Here is a 19,093-nt window from a genome sequence, read left to right as displayed (position 1 = left end):
CCCCGCCCTGCGACCCGTCCGGGCCCGCCGGCCCGCCCGCCCGCGGCCTACCGGGTCCCGTACACCGGGAGCGGCGGCCGCGCGGACGACAGCAGCTTCGCCGCCGCCTCTCCCGCCTCCGCCGGGCTCCAGCGGGCGCCTCGGTCGGCGGTGGGGCCCGGCCGCCAGCCCTCCATCACGGTGATCCGGCCGCCCTCCGCCTCGAAGACCCGGCCGGTGACCCCCGCCGAGGCGTCCGACCCGAGCCACACCACCAGCGGGGACACGTTCTCCGGGGCCATCGCGTCGAAGCCGCCCCCCTCCGGGGCGGCCATGGTCCCCGCGAAGGCCTGCTCCGTCATCCGGGTCCGGGCCGCCGGGGCGATGGCGTTGACCTGGACCCCGTACCGCTCCAGCTCGGCGGCCGCGACCAGGGTCAGGCCGAGGATGCCGGCCTTGGCCGCGCTGTAGTTGCCCTGGCCGACCGAGCCCAGCAGCCCCGCTCCGGACGAGGTGTTGACCACCCGGGCGGCCACCCGCCGCCCCGCCTTCGCCTCGGCCCGCCACCACGCGGCGGCCGCCCGCAGCGGCAGGAAGTGCCCCTTCAGATGGACCCGGACGACCGCGTCCCAGTCGCCCTCGTCCAGGTTGACGAGCATCCGGTCGCGCAGGAACCCGGCGTTGTTGACCAGGGTGTCCATCCGCCCGAAGCGGGCGAGGGCGCACTCCACCAGCGAGTCCGCTCCCCCGCCGGTCGCGATGTCGCCGCCGTGCGCCACCGCCTCGCCGCCCAGCGCCTCGATCTCGGCGACCACCCGGGCGGCCGGCCCGTCCGGGCCCGGCGCCCCGTCGAGCCCGACCCCCAGGTCGTTCACGACGACCTTCGCGCCCTCCGCCGCGAAGGCCAGGGCGTGGGCCCGGCCCAGCCCCCGCCCCGCACCCGTCACGATCACGACCCGCCCCGTGCACAGTCCCGCGCCACCGGTCATCTCAGCTCTCCTTGTTGACAGTCGCCGCATCCAAGAACGCCGGGCGCTCGCCGCCCCCGTGCACCAGCAGGCTCGCCCCGCTCACGTACCCGGCCCGTTCGGAGGCCAGGAACACCGCCGCCTCCCCCACGTCCGAGGGCTCCGCCAGCCGGCCCAGCGGCACGGTCGCCCCCACCGCCGCGATCCCCGCCCCGTCCCCGTAGTGCAGGTGGGCCAGCTCGGTCCGCACCATGCCCAGGACCAGCGAGTTGACCCGGACCTCGGGGGCCCACTCCACCGCCATGGACCGGGCCAGCTGCTCCAGCCCGGCCTTCGCCGCCCCGTACGCGGCCGTGCCCGGGGAGGGGCGGGTCCCGCTGACGCTGCCGATCATCACCACCGAGCCCCGGCTCTGGCGCAGCCACGGGCGGGCCGCGAGCGAGGCCGTCAGCGGCGCCACCAGGTTCAGTTCCAGCACCCGCGCGTGCCGCTCGGCGCCGCCCTCGTCCAGGGGCCGGTACGGGGTCCCGCCCGCGTTGTTGACCAGGCAGTCGAGCCGTCCGTACCGCCGGCCGACCGCGTCGAAGAAGTCCTGTACGGCGACCGGATCGCGCAGGTCGACCGGGCTGAATTCGGCCGTGCGGCCGCCCCGCGACACCGGCGCGTCCGGCGGGCGCCGCGCGCAGACGACGACCCGGGCGCCGGCCGCGAGGAACGACCGGGCGATGCCGGCCCCCACCCCCCGGGTTCCGCCGGTGACGACGGCGACCCTCCCGTCGAGCTCCATGGGCTGCTACCTTCCTCACCTAACAAATGTTTGGTGGAAAGGTAGCTGATCCTGTCATGGGTGTCTCCACCGCAAGCCCCGGCAAGGGCATCGCACTGGTCACCGTCGACTTCCCACCCGTCAACGCGCTGCCCGTACAGGGCTGGTACGCACTCGCCGACGCCCTGCGCGCCGCCGGCCGCGACCCCGAGGTCCGCTGCGTGGTGCTGGCCGCCGAGGGCCGCGGCTTCAACGCCGGCGTCGACATCAAGGAGATGCAGCGCGACCCCGGGCACGGCGCCCTGATCGGCGCCAACCACGGCTGCGCCGACGCCTTCGCCGCCGTGTACGACTGCGAGGTGCCGGTCGTCGCGGCCGTGCACGGCTTCTGCCTGGGCGGCGGCATCGGCCTCGTCGGCAACGCCGACGCGATCGTCGCCTCCGACGACGCCGTCTTCGGCCTGCCCGAGCTGGACCGTGGCGCGCTCGGCGCCGCCACCCACCTCGCCCGCCTGGTCCCCCAGCACCTGATGCGCACGCTGTACTACACCTCGCGCACCGCCACCGCCGCCGAACTGCACGCGCACGGCTCGGTCTGGCGGGTGGTCCCGCGCGAGGGACTGCGCGGCGCCGCGCTGGAGCTGGCCGCCGAGATCGCGCGGAAGGACGGCTCCCTGATCCGGCTGGCCAAGGCCGCCATCAACGGCATCGACCCGGTGGACGTACGGCGCAGCTACCGCTTCGAACAGGGCTTCACCTTCGAGGCCAACCTCAGCGGCGTGGCCGACCGGGTCCGCGACGGCTTCGGAAAGGGCGGCAGCTCGTGACCGACAAGACGATGACCCCCGACGAGGTGGTCGGGCGGCTGCGCAGCGGGATGACGCTGGGGATCGGCGGCTGGGGATCGAGGCGCAAGCCGATGGCCCTGGTCCGCGCACTGCTCCGCTCCGAGATCACCGATCTCACCGTGGTCGCGTACGGCGGCCCCGACGTCGGACTGCTGGCCGCGGCCGGCCGCATCCGCCGGCTCGTCGCCCCCTTCGCCACCCTCGACTCGATCCCGCTGGAGCCGCACTTCCGCGCCGCCCGCGAACGCGCCGCCTTCGCCCTGACCGAGCTCGACGAGGCCATGTTCATGTGGGGCCTGCACGCCGCCGCGAACCGGCTGCCGTTCCTGCCCGTCCGCGCCGGCCTCGGCTCCGACGTGATGCGGGTCAACCCGGAGCTGCGGACCGTCACCTCCCCGTACGCCGACGGCGAGGAGTTCGTGGCCGTGCCGGCCCTGCGGATGGACGCCGCCCTGGTCCACCTCAACCGCGCCGACCGCCTCGGCAACGGCCAGTACCTGGGCCCCGACCCGTACTTCGACGACCTCTTCTGCGAGGCCGCCGACACCGCCTACGTCTCCTGCGAGCAGCTGGTGGAGAGCGCCGAGTTCGCCAAGGCGGGCCCCCCGCAGTCCCTCCTGGTCAGCCGGCACTCGGTCACCGGGGTCGTCGAGACGCCGAACGGCGCGCACTTCACCTCCTGCGCACCCGACTACGAGCGCGACGAGGCCTTCCAGAAGCTGTACGCGACCACGCCCTGGCCCGAGTTCCGCGCCCGCTTCCTCTCCGGCGGCAGCGAGCACGCCTACCAGTCCGCCGTCCGCACCTGGCACGAGGAGCAGCAGTGACCACCGCGACCGCCACCCGCGCCGAGTACTGCGTGATCGCCTGCGCCGAGGCCTGGCGGGGCGACGGCGAGGTGCTCGCCAGCCCGATGGGCCTCGTCCCCTCCCTCGGCGCCCGGCTCGCCAAGCGGACCTTCTCCCCCGACCTGCTGCTGACGGACGGCGAGGCCCTGCTCGTGGGGCTGGACGGCACGGTCGAGGGGTGGCTCCCGTACCGCCGCCACCTCGCCATGGTCACCGGCGGCCGGCGGCACGTGATGATGGGCGCCAGCCAGATCGACCGCTTCGGCAACCAGAACATCTCCTGCATCGGCCCGTGGGAGCAGCCGTCCCGCCAGCTCCTGGGCGTGCGCGGGGCGCCCGTCAACACGTTGAACAATCCGGTGAGCTACTGGGTGCCGCGGCACTCCCGCCGGGTGTTCGTCGAGCGCGTGGACATGGTGAGCGGGGTCGGCCACGACCGCGCCGCGGCGGCCGGCCCGGCCGCCACCCGCTACCACCGGCTGCCCCGGGTCGTCAGCGATCTGGGCGTCTTCGACTTCGCCGGCCCCGGCCGCTCGATGCGGCTGGCCTCCGTCCATCCGGGGGTCACCGTGGAGCAGGTCCGGGAGGCCACCGGCTTCGTCCTCGCCACCGACGGCGAGGTGCCGTACACGCGGGAGCCCACCGGGGAGGAGCTGCGGCTGATCCGCGAGGTGATCGACCCGAAGGGGCTGCGCGACCGGGAAGTGCGGGGCTGATCCGATGGAGACGGCATTCACCCGACTGGTCGGGGTCACGCACCCGATCGTGCAGACGGGCATGGGCTGGGTGGCCGGCCCGCGGCTGGTGTCGGCGGCCGCGAACGCGGGGGCGCTGGGCATCCTGGCCTCCGCGACGATGTCCGTGGAGCAGCTGCGGTCCGCGATCCACGAGGTCCGCTCCCGTACGGACGAGGCGACCCCGTTCGGGGTCAATCTGCGGGCGGACGCGGCCGACGCCGCCGAGCGCGCCCAGCTGATCATCGACGAGGGCGTCCGCGTGGCCTCCTTCGCCCTGGCCCCCTCCCGGGAGCTGATCGCCCGGCTCAAGGACGCGGGCGTGGTCGTCGTCCCCTCGGTCGGGGCCCGGCGGCACGCGGAGAAGGTGGCCGCCTGGGGTGCGGACGCGGTGATCGTGCAGGGCGGTGAGGGCGGCGGCCACACCGGGGAGGTGGCCACCTCCGTGCTGCTGCCGCAGGTGGTCGACGCCGTGGACGTGCCGGTGGTCGCGGCGGGCGGTTTCGCGGACGGCCGCGGCCTGGTCGCCGCGCTCGCGTACGGGGCCGCGGGCATCGCCATGGGCACCCGGTTCCTGCTGACCTCCGACTCGACCGTCCCGGACGCCGTGAAGGCGCAGTACCTGCGGGCCGCGGTCCGGGACGTCACCGTGACCACCGCCGTCGACGGGCTGCCGCACCGGATGCTCCGCACCGAGCTGGTCGACTCGCTGGAGCGGGCGGGCCGCGCGCGGACGCTGGTGCGGGCGGTCCGGCACGCGGCGGGCTTCCGACGGCTCTCGGGGCTGTCGTGGGCGCGGATGGTGCGCGACGGCCTGGCGATGCGCCACGGCAAGGACCTGTCCTGGAGCCAGGTCCTGATGGCCGCCAACACCCCCATGCTCCTTCGGGCGTCCATGGTCGAGGGCCGTACGGACCTCGGCGTCATGGCGTCCGGCCAGGTCGCGGGCGTGATCGACGACCTTCCGTCGTGCGCGGAGCTCGTCGCCCGGGTCATGGCCGAGGCACAGACCGTACTGGAAGGACTGGAACGCCTGCACTCGCTCCGCGCCCTGCCCCCCGCAGGGTGACCCTCCCTTCTCCGTTGCAGGAGTCGCATCAGATGAGCCGTGACCGAACCCGCCTGGCGGCCGCCGTGCTCGCCTCCGCCCTCGCCCTCGGCGCCCTGCCCGCCTCCGCGTACGCGGCGCCGGCCTCCCCCTCCCCTTCCCCCGCCGCCGTCCCGCGCGACCGGGTGGCGGACCCGGGCCGCCCGGTCCCGCTGCAGGGCGCCGTCAACGTCCGCGACGTGGGCGGCCACCGCACGTACACCGGCGGCCTGGTCCGTCAGGGGCTGGTCTACCGCTCCGACGCGCTGGGCCGGCTGACCGACGCCGACGTCGCCACCCTCGCCGGCCTGCATCTCACCGGCGTCGTCGACTTCCGCATCCCGATGGAGGTCCAGTACGACGGCGCGGACCGGCTGCCCGCCGGGCTCTCCCCCACCGCGCGCCCGGTCAGCGATCTCGGGCTGTACGCGACCCTCGTCACCGCGATCGGCAGCGGAGATCCGGCCACGCAGGAGCGGATGCTCGGCGGCGGCCGTGCCGAGGCCTACATGCGCGACATCTACCGCACCTTCGTCACCAGCCCGGAGAACCGGGCGCAGTTCGCGGCGACGCTGCGGGAGGTGGCCGACGGCCGGGGTCCGCTGCTGGTCCACTGCACCTCGGGCAAGGACCGGACGGGGTGGCTGGCCTACGTGCTGCTGCGGGCGCTGGCCGTCCCCGAGGACCGTGCCGCACGCGACTACCTGGCGTCGAACACCTACCGGGCCGCCTACGACGCCGCGCTGCGGGCGGGCCTCAAGCAGTCGGGCCGGATGCAGAACCCGGACCTGCTGATCCCCCTCCAGGAGGTCCGCACGGACTACCTGGCCGCCGCGACCGACCGGATGGAGGCCGACTACGGCGGCTTCTACGGGTATCTGACCGAGGGCCTCGGCCTCGACCTGCGGACCCTGGCCAGGCTCCAGGCCAGGATGGTCCGCTGAGCCCGCCTCGCCTGCCGGGTGCGGCGACCGCGCCGCGACGACGGAACGCCGGGCGGCGCGTGCGCTGCCCGGCGTTCCGTGTCGAACCCGTGTGGTACCCCGTCGTGTCCCGGTGCCGTCAGGCGGACCGGCGCCGGCCCTGGCCCGCGCCACCCACCCGGCTGCGGGCGGAAGCGGCCGCCGCGCCACCGGAGGGCGCGCCCCCGGTACGCCGGCCGCGCTCGCCGGAGCCACCGGCCGCGGCGCCCTGACCGCCGCCCTGACCGCGTCGGGCCTGGCCCGACGCGGAGGCCGGGGCCTGGCCGGCGGCGGCACCGCCGGAACGGCGTCCGCGCCCGCCGGCGGCCGGAGCCGCGCCGGTCGCGGAGCCGGTGCGCGGCCCGCCCGAACGGCGGCGTCCGCCACCGGCGCCGTTGCCCGCGGCGGGCTTCGACGCGGAGCGCTGGCGCGGCGGGGTCGGCTGCGGCACGTCCAGCACCACCGGGATGCCCGAGGGCTCCCGGGCGCCGGTCAGCCGGGCCAGTTCCTCGTCGGAGGACTTGATCTGCGCGGTGCGCGGGGAGATCCCGGCGTCCGACATGAGCCGCGTCATGTCCCGCTTCTGGTCGGGCAGGACCAGGGTGACGACGCTGCCGGACTCGCCGGCGCGGGCGGTGCGTCCGCCGCGGTGCAGGTAGTCCTTGTGGTCGGTGGGCGGGTCCACGTTGACGACGAGGTCGAGGTCGTCGATGTGGATGCCGCGCGCGGCGACGTTGGTGGCCACCAGCGCGGTGACCTCGCCCGTCTTGAACCAGTCCAGGGTCCGGTTGCGCTGCGGCTGCGAGCGGCCGCCGTGCAGGCCGGAGGCGCGGACGCCGTCCGCGAGGAGCTTCTTGACCATGCGGTCGACCCCGCGCTTGGTGTCCACGAACATGATCACCCGGCCTTCGCGAGCGGCTATGCGCGTCGCCACGGCCTTCTTGTCGGTCTCGTCCATGACGTACAGGACGTGGTGCTCCATGGTGGTGACCGCGCCGGCCGAGGGGTCGACGGAGTGGCCGACCGGGTCGGTGAGGAACATCTTGACGAGCTTGTCGATGTTCTTGTCCAGCGTCGCCGAGAACAGCATCCGCTGGCCGCCGGCCTGGACCTGCTTGAGCAGCGCGGTGACCTGCGGCATGAAGCCCATGTCGGTCATCTGGTCGGCCTCGTCGAGGACCGTGATGGCGACCTGCGAGAGGTCGGCGTCACCGCGGTCGATGAGGTCCTTCAGCCGGCCGGGGGTGGCGACGAGCACCTCGGAGCCGCGGCGCAGGGCGCCCGACTGCCGGTTGATCGACATGCCGCCGACGACGGTGGCGATGCGCAGGTTGACGGCCGTGGCGTACGGGGTCAGGGCGTCGGTCACCTGCTGCGCGAGCTCGCGGGTGGGGACGAGGACCAGGGCGAGCGGCGCCTTGGGCTCGGCCCGGCGGCCCGCGGTACGGGCCAGCAGCGCCAGGCCGAAGGCCAGCGTCTTGCCGGAGCCGGTGCGGCCGCGGCCGAGCAGGTCGCGGCCGACGAGCGAGTTGGGCAGCGTGGCGGCCTGGATCGGGAACGGCGAGGTGACGCCCTGGGCTGCGAGGGTCTTCAGCAGCGCCTCGGGCATGTCCATGTCCTCGAACGCCTCGACCGGCGGGAGGGCCGGTGCGATCGGTTCGGGCATGGTGAATTCCTGGGGCCTGGCCACGGGGGCGGACTTCTGCCGTCCCGCGCCAGCCTTCGGACGTCCCTGGGCCGCACCTCGGCCCCGAGTGGGGCGGCGGCTGGGTCGTGCGGAGCTGGAGCTGGTCATGCGGAAAACGCCCTCCTGAAACCGGCAGGTACAACAAACAGTCGAAACAGCAGACAAGCCGGGGTCCGCACCTCACGGTGCGGACCCCGGCATGCTGGTGAAATCAGGCGGGGAGGATGTTCTCCGCCTGGGGGCCCTTCTGGCCCTGGGTCACGTCGAAGGACACGCGCTGGCCCTCCTGGAGCTCACGGAAGCCCTGGGTGGCGATGTTCGAGTAGTGGGCGAAGACGTCCGGGCCGCCACCGTCCTGCTCGATGAAGCCGAAGCCCTTTTCCGAGTTGAACCACTTCACGGTGCCAAGTGCCATTTTGAATCTCCTGAATAGGCGGCAAAGGGCCCCATCCGGAGAGTCCGGCAAAACAATAAAAGCGCCTGAGGATCATTCCCGTCAGGCGCACATAAAGTTCATGGGTACCACAACTGCAACGAGCTCTAAGCTACCACACCTCCACCGGGTGCCGCCGCCGCAGGCGTGTGACCTGCGTCCTTTCCGGCATCCGGAGGGGCGGCGGGGCCGCCGTCCCTCCGGCCGGGCGGGGCCCTACAGCCGCTCGATGATCGTCACGTTGGCCTGGCCGCCGCCCTCGCACATCGTCTGGAGGCCGTACCGGCCCCCCGTCCGCTCCAGCTCGTGCAGGAGCGTGGTCATCAGCCGGACCCCGGTGGCGCCCAGCGGGTGGCCCAGCGCGATGGCGCCGCCGTTGGCGTTGACCCGCTCCGGGTCGGCGCCCGTCTCCTTCAGCCAGGCCAGCACCACCGGCGCGAAGGCCTCGTTGATCTCCACCAGGTCGATGTCCGCCAGTGTCAGGCCGGTCTTCTTCAGCGCGTACGCGGTCGCCGGGATCGGCGCCGACAGCATCCGGATGGGGTCCTCGCCCCGGACCGACAGGTGGTGGACGCGGGCCCGCGGCCGCAGGCCGTGCTCCCGTACCGCCCGTTCGGAGGCGATCAGCATCGCCGCCGCGCCGTCCGAGACCTGGGAGGAGACGGCGGCGGTGATGGTGCCGCCCGGGACCACCGGCTTCAGGGCCGCCATCTTCTCCGGGGTGGTGTCCCGGCGGGGGCCCTCGTCGGCCGCGACCTCGCCGTACGGGACGGTCTCGCGCGCGAAGCGGCCCTCGTCGGCGGCGCGCACCGCCCGTTGGTGGGAGCGGAGCGCGAACTCCTCCATGTCCCGGCGCGTGATGCCCCACTTGCGCGCGATGAGCTCGGCGCCGTGGAACTGGTTCACCGGGGCGTCGCCGTACCGGGCCCGCCAGCCCTCCGATCCGGCGTACGGGCCCTCGGTGAGGCCGAGCGGTTCGGCCGCCTGCCGCGAGGCGAAGGCGATCGGGATCATGGACATGTTCTGGGTGCCGCCCGCGACCACCAGGTCCTGGGTGCCGGACAGGACGCCCTGCGCCGCGAAGTGCACGGCCTGCTGGGACGAGCCGCACTGGCGGTCCACGGTGACGCCGGGGACCTCCTCGGGCAGGCCGGCCGCCAGCCACGCGGTCCGCGCGATGTCGCCCGCCTGCGGTCCGACCGTGTCGAGGCAGCCGAACACCACGTCCTCCACCGCCGCCGGGTCCACGCCCGAGCGCGCGACCAGCGCCTTCAGCACGTGCGCGCCCAGGTCGGCCGGGTGGACCGCCGACAGGCCGCCCCCGCGCCGCCCCACGGGCGTGCGGACCGCGTCGACTATGTAGGCCTCGGGCATCGGGACTCCTCTGGTCGGCTGCGCCGTCAGGTGCGCAGGGCGATCCCGTCCAGCACCATCGACAGGTACTGCCGGGCGATCTCCTCGGGGCTGTGCAGGCCGCCGGGCCGGTACCAGGAGGCCGCCACCCACACCGTGTCGCGCACGAAGCGGTAGGTGAGGCGGATGTCGAGGTCGGCCCGGAAGACCCGGGCGGCGACGCCCCGCTCCAGCGTCCCCAGCCAGGCCTTCTCGAACTTCTGCTGCGAGTCGGAGAGGTAGTGGAAGCGGGGTTGCGCGGAGAGGGTGCGCGCCTCCTTCTGGTAGATCGCGACGGCGGCGCGGTGCCGGTCGATCTCCCGGAAGGACTCGGTGACGAGGGCCTCGATGGTCTCCCTGGGGCCGAGGCCCGCGGCGAGGACGCCGTCGTAGCCCTGCCACAGCTCGGTCAGGAAGTCCGAGAGGATCTCGTCGAGCATCGATTCCTTGGAATCGAAGTGGTAGTAGAGGCTGCCGGCGAGCATTCCGGCGGCGTCGGCGATCTTCCGGACGGTGGTGGCGTTGTAGCCCTGCGCGGCGAAGACCTCGGCGGCGGTGTCGAGGAGTTCGCGGCGCCGCTCGGCCGACGCGGTCACCTGCTGCTTCTTGTTCGTTGGCACGCGCCCATTGTGGGGCTAGGGGTGCCGGCTGCTGACGGAGACGGTCTCGCCCGTCATGTACGCGGAGTAGCCGCTGGCCAGGAAGACGATGACGTTCGCGACCTCCCAGGGCTCGGCGTGGCGGCCGAAGGCCTCGCGGGCGGTCAGCTCCGTGAGGAGTTCCGCGCTGGTGACCTTCACCAGGTGGGGGTGCATGGCCAGGCTCGGGGCGACCGCGTTGACCCGCACGCCGAACTCGGCCGCCTCCAGCGCCGCGCAGCGGGTCAGGGCCATCACGCCGGCCTTGGCGGCGGCGTAGTGGGCCTGGCCGGTCTGGGCGCGCCAGCCGACGACGGAGGCGTTGTTGACGACGACCCCGCCCCCGGTGCCGGCGGCCTTCATGGAGCGCAGGGCGGCGCGGGTGCAGCGGAAGGTGCCGTTCAGGGTGACGTCGAGGACGCGGGACCACTGGTCGTCGGTCATGTCGACGAGGGCGGCGGTGCCGCCGAGGCCGGCGTTGTTGACGACGACGTCGAGGCCGCCGTGGAGCCGTTCGGCGAGCGCGAAGAGGGCCCGCACCTGGTCTTCGTCGGTGACGTCGCAGGGCAGGGCGGCGACGCGGTCCGCGCCGAACTCGGCGGCGAGCGCCCGCTCGGTCTCCTCCAGCCGCCGGGCGTGGGCGTCGCCGAGGACGACGCGGGCGCCCTCTTCCAGGAAGCGCCGGGCGGTGGCCCCGCCGATGCCGGCGCCGGCGGCGGCGGTCACCACGGCGGTCCGGTCCTCCAGCAGGTGGTGGCCGGGGATGTACCGGGGCTCGTTCATGCGAACTCCTCGACGCTGCTCATGGCCGTACGTTAACCTACCAAACACTTGTTAGGGAAGGCGCTCAGGAGGGCGGAGACCCGATGGACCTGACCCAGACGGCGGAGGTCGAGGCCTTCCGGGCGGAGGCCCGGAGCTGGCTCGCCGCCCACGTCCCCCGGACCCCGCTCCCCTCCCTGGAGACGGCCGGGGGCTTCGCCGCCCACCGCGCGTGGGAGGCGGAGCTGCACGCGGACCGCTGGTCGGTGGTGTCCTGGCCCGAGGAGTACGGGGGCCGGGGCGCGGACCTCGTGCGGTGGCTGGTGTTCGAGGAGGAGTACTGGGCGGCGGGGGCGCCGGGCCGGGTCGCGCAGAACGGCGTCAGCCTGCTCGCGCCCACCCTCTTCGAACACGCGACCGCGGAACAGCGGGCGCGGGTGCTGCCGGCCATGGCCGCCGGCCGCGAGATCTGGGCGCAGGCCTGGTCGGAGCCGGAGGCGGGCTCGGACCTGGCGTCGCTGACCTCGCGGGCGGTGCGCACCGACGGCGGCTGGCTGCTGCACGGGCAGAAGACCTGGTCCTCGCGGGCCGCCTTCGCCGACCGGGCCTTCGGCATCTTCCGTACCGATCCGGACGCGCCGAAGCGCCACCAGGGGCTGACGTACCTGATGTTCGACCTGCGGGCGCCGGGGGTGACCGTCCGGCCCGTCGGCCGCCTGGACGGGAAGCCGGCCTTCGCGGAGCTCTTCCTGGACGGCGTCTTCGTGCCGGACCGGGACGTGATCGGGGAGCCGGGGCAGGGCTGGCGGATCGCGATGTCGACGACGGGCAACGAGCGGGGCCTGACCCTGCGCGCCCCGGGCCGCTTCCTGGCCGCGGCGGACCGGCTCGTCGGGCTGTGGGAGGCGGCCGGCGCTCCGGACGGCACCGCGCTGCGCGACCGGGTGGCGGACGCGGTGGTCGGGGCGCGCGCGTACGAGCTGTTCACCTGGGCGGGCGCAGCCCGGTTCGCGGCGGGCGCGGCGGCCGGCGCCGAGTCCAGCCTGAACAAGGTGTTCTGGTCGCGCTACGACATCGCCCTGCACGAGACGGCGCTCGACCTGCTGGGTGCGGACGGGGAGCTGGCCGCGGGCGAGTGGGCCGAGCCGTGGCTCTTCTCGCTGGCCGGACCGATCTACGCGGGGACCAACGAGATCCAGCGCGACATCATCGCCGAGCGGCTGCTCGGCCTGCCGAAGGGCCGCCGCTGATGCGCTTCCTGCCGACCGACGAGCAGGCGGACTTCGCCCGTACGCTGCGCGCCCTGCTGGCCGCGTCCGACGTCCCGGCCGCGGTACGGGCCTGGGCGGGCGGCGGGTACGGGCCGGGGCGGGCGCTGTGGTCCCGGCTCTCGGACACCGGGCTGTTCGCCCTGGCCGTGCCGGAGGCGTACGAGGGCCTGGGCCCGCTGCCGGTGGAGCTGGCGCTGGGCTTCGTGGAGCTGGGCCGGGCTGGCGTCCCCGGCCCGGTGGTGGAGACGGCGGCGGCAGCCGTGCTGCTGGCGGAGCTGGGCGACGCGGCCCTGGCCGGGCGGTTCCTGCCGGAGCTGGCGGCGGGCGCGGCGGCGACGCTGACGCTGCCCGGCGGGAGTCCGTACGCGCTGGACGCGGAGGCGGCCGCGCACTGCTTCGCGGTGTCCCCGGCGGGCGAGCTGCGGCTGGCCGGGGCCGGCCGCCCGCTGGCCTCGACGGACCCGGCCCGGCGCCTGTCGGTCCCGGCGGCCGGGGGCGAGCTGCTGGCGGCGGGGCCGGGGGTGGAGCGGGCGGCCGCGGTGGCCGGGCGGTGGGCGCGACTGCTGACGGCGGCGCAGTGCCTGGGGGTGGGCGAGGCGCTGCTGGCCCGGGCGGTGCAGTACGCGAAGCAGCGCACCCAGTTCGGCGGGCCGATCGGCGCCTTCCAGGCGGTCAAGCACCGGCTGGCGGACACGCTGCTGGGCCTGGAGTTCGCCCGGCCGCTGGTGTGGGCGGCGGCGCTGTCGCCGGGACCGGGCGAGGTGGCGGCGGCGAAGCTCACGGCCGGCGAGGCGGCGTACGCGGCGGCGCTGACGGCGCTCCAGGTGCACGGCGCGGTCGGCTACACGGAGGAGCTGGACCTGTCGCTGTGGCTGCGCAAGGCCCGCCCGCTGCGGGACGCCTGGGGGACCCCGTCGGCCTGCCGGGAGGAGGTCGTCGCGGCGGCGGTGCGGGCGCGGGCCGCCCGGTCGCGCTGAGGGCGGGCCGCGCGCGCGGGCCGCGCCGGGGGCGGGCCGTGCGCGCGGGCCGCGCCGGGGGCGGGTCACAGGACGGCGACGCCGAGGGTGACCACGTAGCGCTCCTCGACGGTCCCGTCGGGGAACAGCCGCAGCAGGCGGTCCCGCTCGGCGTCCAGGAAGGCGCGGGTGCCCGGTTCGCCGAGGAGCAGGAAGGCGGAGTGGCTGGCGTGGTTGGCCAGGTGGGCCTCCAACGGGACCCGGCGCGACCAGCGGATCTCGCGGGTGGTGAAGGACGGGCCGGGAGGCAGCCCGCGGAAGCTGACCCCGTCGGCGCCGAACAGGGCGCGGACGCGGGCGTCCTGGGCGGCGATCCAGGGCACGGCGGCGTCCATGTCGTTCCACCACAGCGCGAGCGCGCCGCCGGGGCGCAGCACGCGGCGGGCCTCGGGCACGGAACGGGCCGGGTCGGTCCAGTGCCAGGCCTGGGCGTAGGTGAGGAGGTCGAAGCGGCCGCTCGCGAGGGGCAGCCGGTCCCCGTCGCCGCGCACGAGCGGGATGCCGGGGTTGGCCCGGCGCAGCTCGGCGGCCATTCCGTCGCCGGGCTCGACGGCGACGACCCGGGCCCCGCGGGCGTGCAGCAGGGCGCTGGCGATCCCGGTCCCGGCGCCGGCGTCGGCCACCAGCGCCCCGGCGAGGGGCCGGCCGGCGAGTTCCTCGACGGCGTCGAACAGCTCGGCCGGGTAGCCGGGCCGGTGGGCGTTGTAGAGGGCGGCTGCGGCGTCGAAGGACCGGGCGCGTGTCGTCATCCGCCCATTGTTTTCGATCTCCCGTCCGAGGGCCAGGGCGGGCGCGCCGACGGGCCCGCGGGGGTCAGCGGGTGGTCGTGCCGCCGTCGACGGCGAACTCGGTGCCGGTCACGTAGGAGGAGGCGTCGGAGCAGAGGAAGACGACGAGTTCCGCGACCTCCTCCGGCCGCCCCATCCGCCCCAGGGGGACGTGCGACCAGTCGCGGCCCTCGACGGCGTGGGCGACCATCGGGGTGTCGATCGCGCCCGGGTGCACGGAGTTGACCCGGATGTGGTCCCCGGCCAGGTCCAGGGCGGCCGAGCGGGTCAGGCCGCGCAGTGCGAACTTGGTCGATCCGTAGGCCGCGTGGCCCGGGATGCCGACCAGTCCGGCCGTGGAGGAGATGTTGACGACGGAGCCGCCGCCGGCCGCCCGCAGCACCGGGGCCACGGCCTGGATGCCGAGGAACGGGCCCAGCAGGTTGACCCGCAGCAGCGCCTCGAAATCCTCGGCCGTCTGCCGTTCCACGTGGGCGGTGCGCCACAGGGCCGCGTTGTTGACCAGCGCCGACACCGTGCCGAAGGCGGCCAGCGCGGCCCGCACCACCTCGGCCCAGGACGCGGCGTCGGCCACGTCGTGGCGGACGAACAGGGCCCGGTCGCCCAGTGCGGCGGCGACCTCCCGGCCCTCGTCCTCCCGTACGTCGGTGACGACGACCCGCGCCCCCGCCTCCGCGCACAGCCGTGCCTCCGCCGCCCCCTGGCCGCGCCCGGCCCCGGTGACGACGACGACCTTCCCGTCCAGCGTGATCACGGCCCGCCCCTTCCGACCGGACCACTTCTAGCAGTCGCGCCGCCACCTCGGAAGGGCCCGCGCGCCGCCCGGTCGTAGACTGCCCGGCGTGGCAGACGACACGGACAGGCGCCCGCTCCCCGCGACCGGCTGGGCGGTGCTCGGGCTGCTCTCCTTCGGTGAGGAGCTCTCCGGCTACGACCTGAAGAAGTGGTCGGACCGGTCCCTGCGCTTCTTCTACTGGAGCCCGTCCTTCAGCCAGATCTACAGCGAGCTGAAGCGGCTGGAGCGGGCGGGCTACGCGTCCTCGCGGACCGTCGCCCAGGAGACCGGCACCCGCGACAAGCGGGTCTACCGGATCACCGCCGAGGGCCTGGAGGCCGTACGGGCCTGGGCCCGCGAGGCACCGGTCGACCCGCCCGTCCTCAAGCACGGGCCGATGCTGCGCCTGTGGCTGGGGCACCTGCTGGAGCCGGAGCAGATGCGCGAAGTGCTGCTGCGGCACCGGGAGTTCGCCCAGGACATGCACGACCGGGCCGTCGCCGACGCGGAACTCGCGCGCGACGAGCCCGCGTGGGCGTACCCGGCGCTGACCCTCAAGTGGGCCGAGCGGTACTACGCCTCCGAGCGCGACCTGACGGCCGCGATGCTGGCGGACGTCGAGGCGGCGGCCGGGCGGACGTCCGACCGCGCGTAGCCCGGCGCCCCGGTCCACGGCCCGGCGGCTGGGCCGGGCCGGGGCCGGGCGGTTTCATGTCCGTATGACGACGAACAACTGGGCAGCTTTCGAGACGGCGGAGCCGGAGTTCGCGCGGACGGTCGCGGAGCGCTTCGCGCGGTACCCGCACCACGTCCTCGCCACCCTCCGCAAGGACGGGTCCCCGCGGGTCGCCGGGCTGAACGTCGGCATGCGGGGCGGCGAGCTGTGGCTGGGGATGATGGCCGGCTCGATGAAGGCCGGGGACCTGCGGCGCGACCCGCGCTTCGCCCTGCACGCCAATCCCGGCCCGGACGAGACGATGCCGGACGGGGACGCGTGGATCTCCGGCCGGGCGGTGGAGGTCGTGGACCCGCCGGAGCTGCACCGGTACGCGGAGGAGAGGCTGTCCCCGCACCCCTTCCACCTCTTCCACGCCGACCTGGCGGAGGTCGTGCACGTCGGCGTGGACGGCGAGGAGCTGGTGGTGCGGTCGTGGACCCCGGAGCGGGGACTGCGCACCCTGCGCCGGGGCAACGACGACGAGCCGGCCCGGGAGGAGCCCGCGGGGCCGGCTAGCTGAGCCGGAGCGGGAGGAGCCCGGCGGTGGCGAGGGCGGCGGGGTCGACGTCCACCCGGTTCCGGTCGATGTTGAGGGTGACCCCGCCGTACGCGGCGTCGTGGTCGCCCTGGAACTGGTGCGCGCGGCGCCGGCCGGACCACTGCGAGGTGCCGGCGGGCAGGCCCATGTCGGCGTCGGTGACGGTGGCCGAGCCGTTCCAGCGGGCGACCCAGAGCACGTCGGGCATCGAGCGGGGCTCCTGGCGGTAGTGGGCGCTCAGCGCCTGGGCGCCGGAGGAGGCCGACACGTAGGCGGCGGAGCGGTAGCCCAGGGCGTGCAGCCGGTCCGTCCAGGCGGTCAGGTAGGCGACGACGGGGGCGTCCCAGGTGGCGCGGTCGGTGTAGTTCTCCAGGTCGTTGTAGAGGATGGTGCCCTCGGGCAGGCCGAGGGAGCGGGCCGCGTCCACCGCGCCGTCGGCGGCGGCGCGGCCCTGGCCGTCGGCCGTTGCGGGGTCGGTGGACAGGCCGGTGCTGGAGCTGTGCCAGGGCTGCGGGCCCACCCAGATCGGCATCAGGTGCCAGCCCGCCCCGGCCTGCCCGCGCACCCAGGCGGCGGTGAGCTGCGGCTGGGCGCAGGCCCGGGCACGGCCGCCGATGTAGATGCCGACCGCGCCGAAGGGCGAGCCGGTCCGCCAGGCCTCCATGGTCCGCGGGGTCGGGGCGGTGCAGGCGTCGAACCCCTGGCCGCTGAAGGCGTCCTGGGCGCCGCGGAGCGCGGCGGGGGCCGCGGCCAGGGCGGCGGGTACGAGGACGGGGGCGGGGCGGCGGACGGGCGCGGGGTCGCCGGCCCCGAGCGCGCGGGCGCGGGCGAGCACCGCGCGGACGGCGTCGGGGGCGGCGCCGTAGGAGACGGTGGCCATGACGCCGGGGCCGCGCAGGGCGTAGCGCAGTTCGTTGCTGTCGGAGCGGGGCGGGGTGGCGGGCAGGGCCGCGCCGGAGTCCACGGCGACGGTGGGCACGTCGGCGCGCGGCGGCGCCCCGTCGAGCGGTTCGAGGTGCAGGGTGTCGGCGCGCTGCACGGCGGCCCGTCCGGCGCACTCCTCCTGGGTGCCGGCGGGTCCGAGGTAGAGGGTGGCCAGGTCGAGGCGCAGGCAGGCGGCGGGGTTGCGGTCGAGGTCGACGACCCGCCAGTCGGCGGGGACGGTGAGCCGCAGCCCGCGGTAGTCGACGGTCCGCTCCCCGGTGCCGGCCGGGACGGCGGCCGGGACGGCGGCCGGGACCACGGCGGGAGCGGGGGCGGGGAGCGGGGCGGGGGGTGTGGCGGAGGCGGCGGTCGTGAGCGGCAGGGGCAGCAGCAGGGCGGCGCCGAGGAGGCCGCTCAGCAGCGTTCGGGTGGGGGCCATGCTGCGGATAGTTACCAGAGATCGGTCCGGTGCCCGCGCCCGACGGCCGTCCGGATGGCCCGTACGGCTCCTCCCCTCCCGCCCCGCGGCCCGCCCGCGCCGGGCCGGGCGCCGCGCTCCGGGCGTCACCCGCACGAGCGATCCGGCCCCGGCCGCGTCATGCGGGCGGGGTCGGGACGGGTGTGCGGGGTGTGGCGAGTGTGCCCCAGGAGGCCAGTGCGCCGTCGACGGCGCTGTGCAGCTCCGCGGCCGGAGCACCGTCCCGGGACTGGACGGACAGGCCGTTGAGGACGGTGCCGTAGAAGGCGGCGATGGCCGCGGCGTCGGCGTCGGCCCGTACGCCGCCCTCCTCGAAGCCCCGCACCACGCGGGCGCGGATCGTCTCGCGCACCCCGGCCCGCATCCGGGCGAGGGCCTCGGCGACCGGGGAGGCCTCCGGTACGCAGACGGGCGCGGCGAGCACGATCATGCAGCCGGTGGGGGTGGCGGGGTCCGCGTACGCCGTGGCGTTGTCGCGCAGCATCGCCTCGACCGCGGCGCGGGCCGTCGGCTCCTCGGCCAGGGCCCGCCGTCGCGTTCGACGCGGCGGTCGCGCTCTTCGCCGTGTCCGCACCGGCCACCGGGGTGCTGCTCCGGGGGCGCCGGGCGGTGGGCGCGCGGGCGGTCCCGGGTGAACGGGCGCGCGGGCGGGACGGCGCGCTCCCCCACGGTGCGCCGGCCCGCCCTCCCCGTCCCCCGCTCTCCCCTTCCCCCGCCGCCCGGTACGCCGGGTCAGCAGGTGGCCACGTCGGGCGGCGGTATGAAGATCGCGTCCAGGGCGCGGGCGGCGGCGAGGTGCACCTTGGCGTAGCCGGAGAGGCGCCCGCCGGTGGTGAAGTCCAGCTCGTCCGGCAGGTCCTGCACGGTGATCTCCTCCCCGATGGAGGCGACCGACAGCGTCCCCGAGCACCCGGTGGGCTTCGGCGACGCCCCGCCCGCGGCCGTGCCGTTGTCCGGCCCGACGTTCACGGTGACGGCGGCGAGCGGTACGTACGTGTAGCTGAAGTCGAGCCCCCGCGGCGTGGCGCGCCGGGTCGGCAGGGTCGGTGCGGCCGTCGGGGCCGGCCCGCCCCGCGGGACGCCGACCAGGTCGACCCGGAAGTGCGTCACCCGCACGGGGACGGCCTCGCAGGGGCGGCGCGACGGGTGCGCGTCGAGGAAGGGCCCGCTCTCCGACAGGAAGAAGCCGCTCCCCGAATCGGGCTTGCTGGTCCTGAGGTTCAGCAGGTAGGCCAGCCGGTCCCCGTTGCCCATGCCGGCGATCGGGACGCAGGCGTACGTGGCCGTGGCGCTCGGGGTGGCCGACGAGCCGGGCGCGCCGGTGGAGGAGGACGCGGCGGACGCGGAGCCCCCCGGCCGCGCGGAGCCGGCCGGGCCCGTGCCGGAACAGCCCTGGAGCGCGAGCACGGGGAGGACGAGCAGGGGTGCGGCGAACAGACGTAATCGGTGCATGCGGCCTTCCCTCGGGCACGGCGCGAACT

General features: G+C 75.5%; 21 protein-coding genes. 9 read left to right on the top strand and 12 right to left on the bottom strand.

What is annotated here, in order from left to right; translation table 11 throughout:
* Positions 1-47 precede the first annotated feature (47 nt).
* A complete protein-coding gene (locus CP968_RS24610) occupies positions 48-968 on the bottom strand; it encodes an SDR family oxidoreductase (protein ID WP_150520070.1) in 921 nt (306 codons plus the stop codon).
* A gap of 1 nt (position 969) precedes the next feature.
* Complete coding sequence (locus CP968_RS24605) at positions 970-1,734, bottom strand: SDR family oxidoreductase (protein WP_150520069.1); 765 nt, start codon at positions 1,732-1,734, stop codon at positions 970-972.
* A gap of 56 nt (positions 1,735-1,790) precedes the next feature.
* On the opposite strand from CP968_RS24605, the gene CP968_RS24600 reads away from it, so the two are divergent.
* From CP968_RS24600 to CP968_RS24580, 5 genes are read left to right on the top strand one after another with little or no spacing between them, the layout of a single operon-like run.
* Positions 1,791-2,540 (top strand): enoyl-CoA hydratase family protein, encoded by a 750-nt coding sequence (locus CP968_RS24600; RefSeq protein ID WP_150520068.1) that lies wholly within the window; start codon positions 1,791-1,793, stop codon positions 2,538-2,540.
* Positions 2,537-3,388, top strand: coding sequence for a CoA transferase subunit A (locus CP968_RS24595; RefSeq protein ID WP_150520067.1), 852 nt, complete (start codon positions 2,537-2,539; stop codon positions 3,386-3,388). Before CP968_RS24600 ends, CP968_RS24595 begins: the two co-directional genes overlap by 4 nt.
* On the top strand, positions 3,385-4,125 hold the full coding sequence (locus tag CP968_RS24590; protein ID WP_150520066.1) for a CoA-transferase subunit beta: 741 nt from the start codon (positions 3,385-3,387) through the stop codon (positions 4,123-4,125). The genes CP968_RS24595 and CP968_RS24590 overlap by 4 nt, the downstream gene beginning before the upstream one ends.
* Before the next feature lie 4 nt (positions 4,126-4,129).
* Positions 4,130-5,212, top strand: a complete 1,083-nt coding sequence (locus CP968_RS24585; RefSeq protein ID WP_150520065.1) for an NAD(P)H-dependent flavin oxidoreductase — start codon at positions 4,130-4,132, stop codon at positions 5,210-5,212.
* 32 nt (positions 5,213-5,244) lie between these two features.
* On the top strand, positions 5,245-6,174 hold the full coding sequence (locus CP968_RS24580; protein ID WP_167536845.1) for a tyrosine-protein phosphatase: 930 nt from the start codon (positions 5,245-5,247) through the stop codon (positions 6,172-6,174).
* A gap of 118 nt (positions 6,175-6,292) precedes the next feature.
* On the opposite strand, the gene CP968_RS24575 is transcribed toward CP968_RS24580, so the two are convergent.
* The 5 genes from CP968_RS24575 to CP968_RS24555 all read right to left on the bottom strand — a co-directional run bounded on the left by CP968_RS24575 (position 6,293) and on the right by CP968_RS24555 (position 11,125).
* Positions 6,293-7,987 carry a DEAD/DEAH box helicase gene (locus tag CP968_RS24575; protein WP_150520064.1) on the bottom strand — a complete coding sequence of 565 codons (1,695 nt, stop codon included), beginning with the start codon at positions 7,985-7,987 and terminating at the stop codon, positions 6,293-6,295.
* A gap of 103 nt (positions 7,988-8,090) precedes the next feature.
* Positions 8,091-8,294, bottom strand: a complete 204-nt coding sequence (locus CP968_RS24570; protein WP_150520063.1) for a cold-shock protein — start codon at positions 8,292-8,294, stop codon at positions 8,091-8,093.
* A gap of 234 nt (positions 8,295-8,528) precedes the next feature.
* Positions 8,529-9,686, bottom strand: coding sequence for an acetyl-CoA C-acetyltransferase (locus CP968_RS24565; RefSeq protein ID WP_150520062.1), 1,158 nt, complete (start codon positions 9,684-9,686; stop codon positions 8,529-8,531).
* Positions 9,687-9,712: 26 nt separating this feature from the next.
* Positions 9,713-10,324 (bottom strand): TetR/AcrR family transcriptional regulator, encoded by a 612-nt coding sequence (locus CP968_RS24560; protein ID WP_150520061.1) that lies wholly within the window; start codon positions 10,322-10,324, stop codon positions 9,713-9,715.
* A 15-nt stretch (positions 10,325-10,339) separates the two neighbouring features.
* Complete coding sequence (locus CP968_RS24555; RefSeq protein ID WP_150520060.1) at positions 10,340-11,125, bottom strand: SDR family oxidoreductase; 786 nt, start codon at positions 11,123-11,125, stop codon at positions 10,340-10,342.
* Positions 11,126-11,208: 83 nt separating this feature from the next.
* Between CP968_RS24555 and CP968_RS24550 the strand changes: the two genes are divergently transcribed.
* A complete protein-coding gene (locus tag CP968_RS24550) occupies positions 11,209-12,354 on the top strand; it encodes an acyl-CoA dehydrogenase family protein (protein ID WP_150520059.1) in 1,146 nt (381 codons plus the stop codon).
* Entirely contained in the window at positions 12,354-13,352 is a 999-nt protein-coding gene (locus CP968_RS24545) for an acyl-CoA dehydrogenase family protein (protein WP_150520058.1), read from the top strand. Before CP968_RS24550 ends, CP968_RS24545 begins: the two co-directional genes overlap by 1 nt.
* A 65-nt stretch (positions 13,353-13,417) precedes the next feature.
* Here the strand turns inward: CP968_RS24545 and CP968_RS24540 are convergent, their stop codons facing one another.
* Both CP968_RS24540 and CP968_RS24535 read right to left on the bottom strand, forming a co-directional pair.
* Positions 13,418-14,140, bottom strand: coding sequence for a class I SAM-dependent methyltransferase (locus tag CP968_RS24540; RefSeq protein WP_150520057.1), 723 nt, complete (start codon positions 14,138-14,140; stop codon positions 13,418-13,420).
* A 64-nt stretch (positions 14,141-14,204) separates the two neighbouring features.
* Positions 14,205-14,933: an SDR family NAD(P)-dependent oxidoreductase gene (locus CP968_RS24535; RefSeq protein WP_150520056.1), complete on the bottom strand. Its 729-nt coding sequence runs from the start codon at positions 14,931-14,933 to the stop codon at positions 14,205-14,207.
* Positions 14,934-15,021: 88 nt separating this feature from the next.
* Between CP968_RS24535 and CP968_RS24530 the strand changes: the two genes are divergently transcribed.
* Together CP968_RS24530 and CP968_RS24525 are read left to right on the top strand one after the other, a co-directional pair.
* Complete coding sequence (locus CP968_RS24530; protein WP_150520055.1) at positions 15,022-15,609, top strand: PadR family transcriptional regulator; 588 nt, start codon at positions 15,022-15,024, stop codon at positions 15,607-15,609.
* 64 nt (positions 15,610-15,673) lie between these two features.
* Positions 15,674-16,192, top strand: a complete 519-nt coding sequence (locus CP968_RS24525; protein ID WP_150520054.1) for a pyridoxamine 5'-phosphate oxidase family protein — start codon at positions 15,674-15,676, stop codon at positions 16,190-16,192.
* Here the strand turns inward: CP968_RS24525 and CP968_RS24520 are convergent.
* The 3 genes from CP968_RS24520 to CP968_RS24510 form a co-directional block, all read right to left on the bottom strand.
* Positions 16,185-17,573 (bottom strand): DUF1906 domain-containing protein, encoded by a 1,389-nt coding sequence (locus CP968_RS24520; RefSeq protein WP_150520053.1) that lies wholly within the window; start codon positions 17,571-17,573, stop codon positions 16,185-16,187. The genes CP968_RS24525 and CP968_RS24520 overlap by 8 nt on opposite strands.
* A gap of 157 nt (positions 17,574-17,730) precedes the next feature.
* A complete protein-coding gene (locus tag CP968_RS24515; RefSeq protein WP_150520052.1) occupies positions 17,731-18,096 on the bottom strand; it encodes a TetR family transcriptional regulator C-terminal domain-containing protein in 366 nt (121 codons plus the stop codon).
* Between the two features lie 248 nt (positions 18,097-18,344).
* A complete protein-coding gene (locus CP968_RS24510) occupies positions 18,345-19,064 on the bottom strand; it encodes a hypothetical protein (protein ID WP_150520051.1) in 720 nt (239 codons plus the stop codon).
* Between the last annotated feature and the right edge of the window lie 29 nt (positions 19,065-19,093).

The sequence above is a fragment of the Streptomyces subrutilus genome, assembly GCF_008704535.1.
GTDB classification, from domain to species: Bacteria; Actinomycetota; Actinomycetes; order Streptomycetales; family Streptomycetaceae; genus Streptomyces; species Streptomyces subrutilus.
Note: the sequence above shows the minus strand (reverse complement) of the source record. Positions and strands in the feature narration are given on the sequence as shown.

Coding starts and splice junctions, on each gene's coding strand:
- CP968_RS24610 (WP_150520070.1), bottom strand. CDS start 968: ATGACCGGTGGCGCGGGACTGTGCACGGGGCGGGTCGTGATCGTGACG.
- CP968_RS24605 (WP_150520069.1), bottom strand. CDS start 1,734: ATGGAGCTCGACGGGAGGGTCGCCGTCGTCACCGGCGGAACCCGGGGG.
- CP968_RS24600 (WP_150520068.1), top strand. CDS start 1,791: ATGGGTGTCTCCACCGCAAGCCCCGGCAAGGGCATCGCACTGGTCACC.
- CP968_RS24585 (WP_150520065.1), top strand. CDS start 4,130: ATGGAGACGGCATTCACCCGACTGGTCGGGGTCACGCACCCGATCGTG.
- CP968_RS24580 (WP_167536845.1), top strand. CDS start 5,245: ATGAGCCGTGACCGAACCCGCCTGGCGGCCGCCGTGCTCGCCTCCGCC.
- CP968_RS24575 (WP_150520064.1), bottom strand. CDS start 7,987: ATGACCAGCTCCAGCTCCGCACGACCCAGCCGCCGCCCCACTCGGGGC.
- CP968_RS24570 (WP_150520063.1), bottom strand. CDS start 8,294: ATGGCACTTGGCACCGTGAAGTGGTTCAACTCGGAAAAGGGCTTCGGC.
- CP968_RS24565 (WP_150520062.1), bottom strand. CDS start 9,686: ATGCCCGAGGCCTACATAGTCGACGCGGTCCGCACGCCCGTGGGGCGG.
- CP968_RS24555 (WP_150520060.1), bottom strand. CDS start 11,125: ATGAACGAGCCCCGGTACATCCCCGGCCACCACCTGCTGGAGGACCGG.
- CP968_RS24550 (WP_150520059.1), top strand. CDS start 11,209: ATGGACCTGACCCAGACGGCGGAGGTCGAGGCCTTCCGGGCGGAGGCC.
- CP968_RS24545 (WP_150520058.1), top strand. CDS start 12,354: ATGCGCTTCCTGCCGACCGACGAGCAGGCGGACTTCGCCCGTACGCTG.
- CP968_RS24540 (WP_150520057.1), bottom strand. CDS start 14,140: ATGACGACACGCGCCCGGTCCTTCGACGCCGCAGCCGCCCTCTACAAC.
- CP968_RS24525 (WP_150520054.1), top strand. CDS start 15,674: ATGACGACGAACAACTGGGCAGCTTTCGAGACGGCGGAGCCGGAGTTC.
- CP968_RS24520 (WP_150520053.1), bottom strand. CDS start 17,573: ATGGCCCCCACCCGAACGCTGCTGAGCGGCCTCCTCGGCGCCGCCCTG.
- CP968_RS24515 (WP_150520052.1), bottom strand. CDS start 18,096: ATGCTGCGCGACAACGCCACGGCGTACGCGGACCCCGCCACCCCCACC.
- CP968_RS24510 (WP_150520051.1), bottom strand. CDS start 19,064: ATGCACCGATTACGTCTGTTCGCCGCACCCCTGCTCGTCCTCCCCGTG.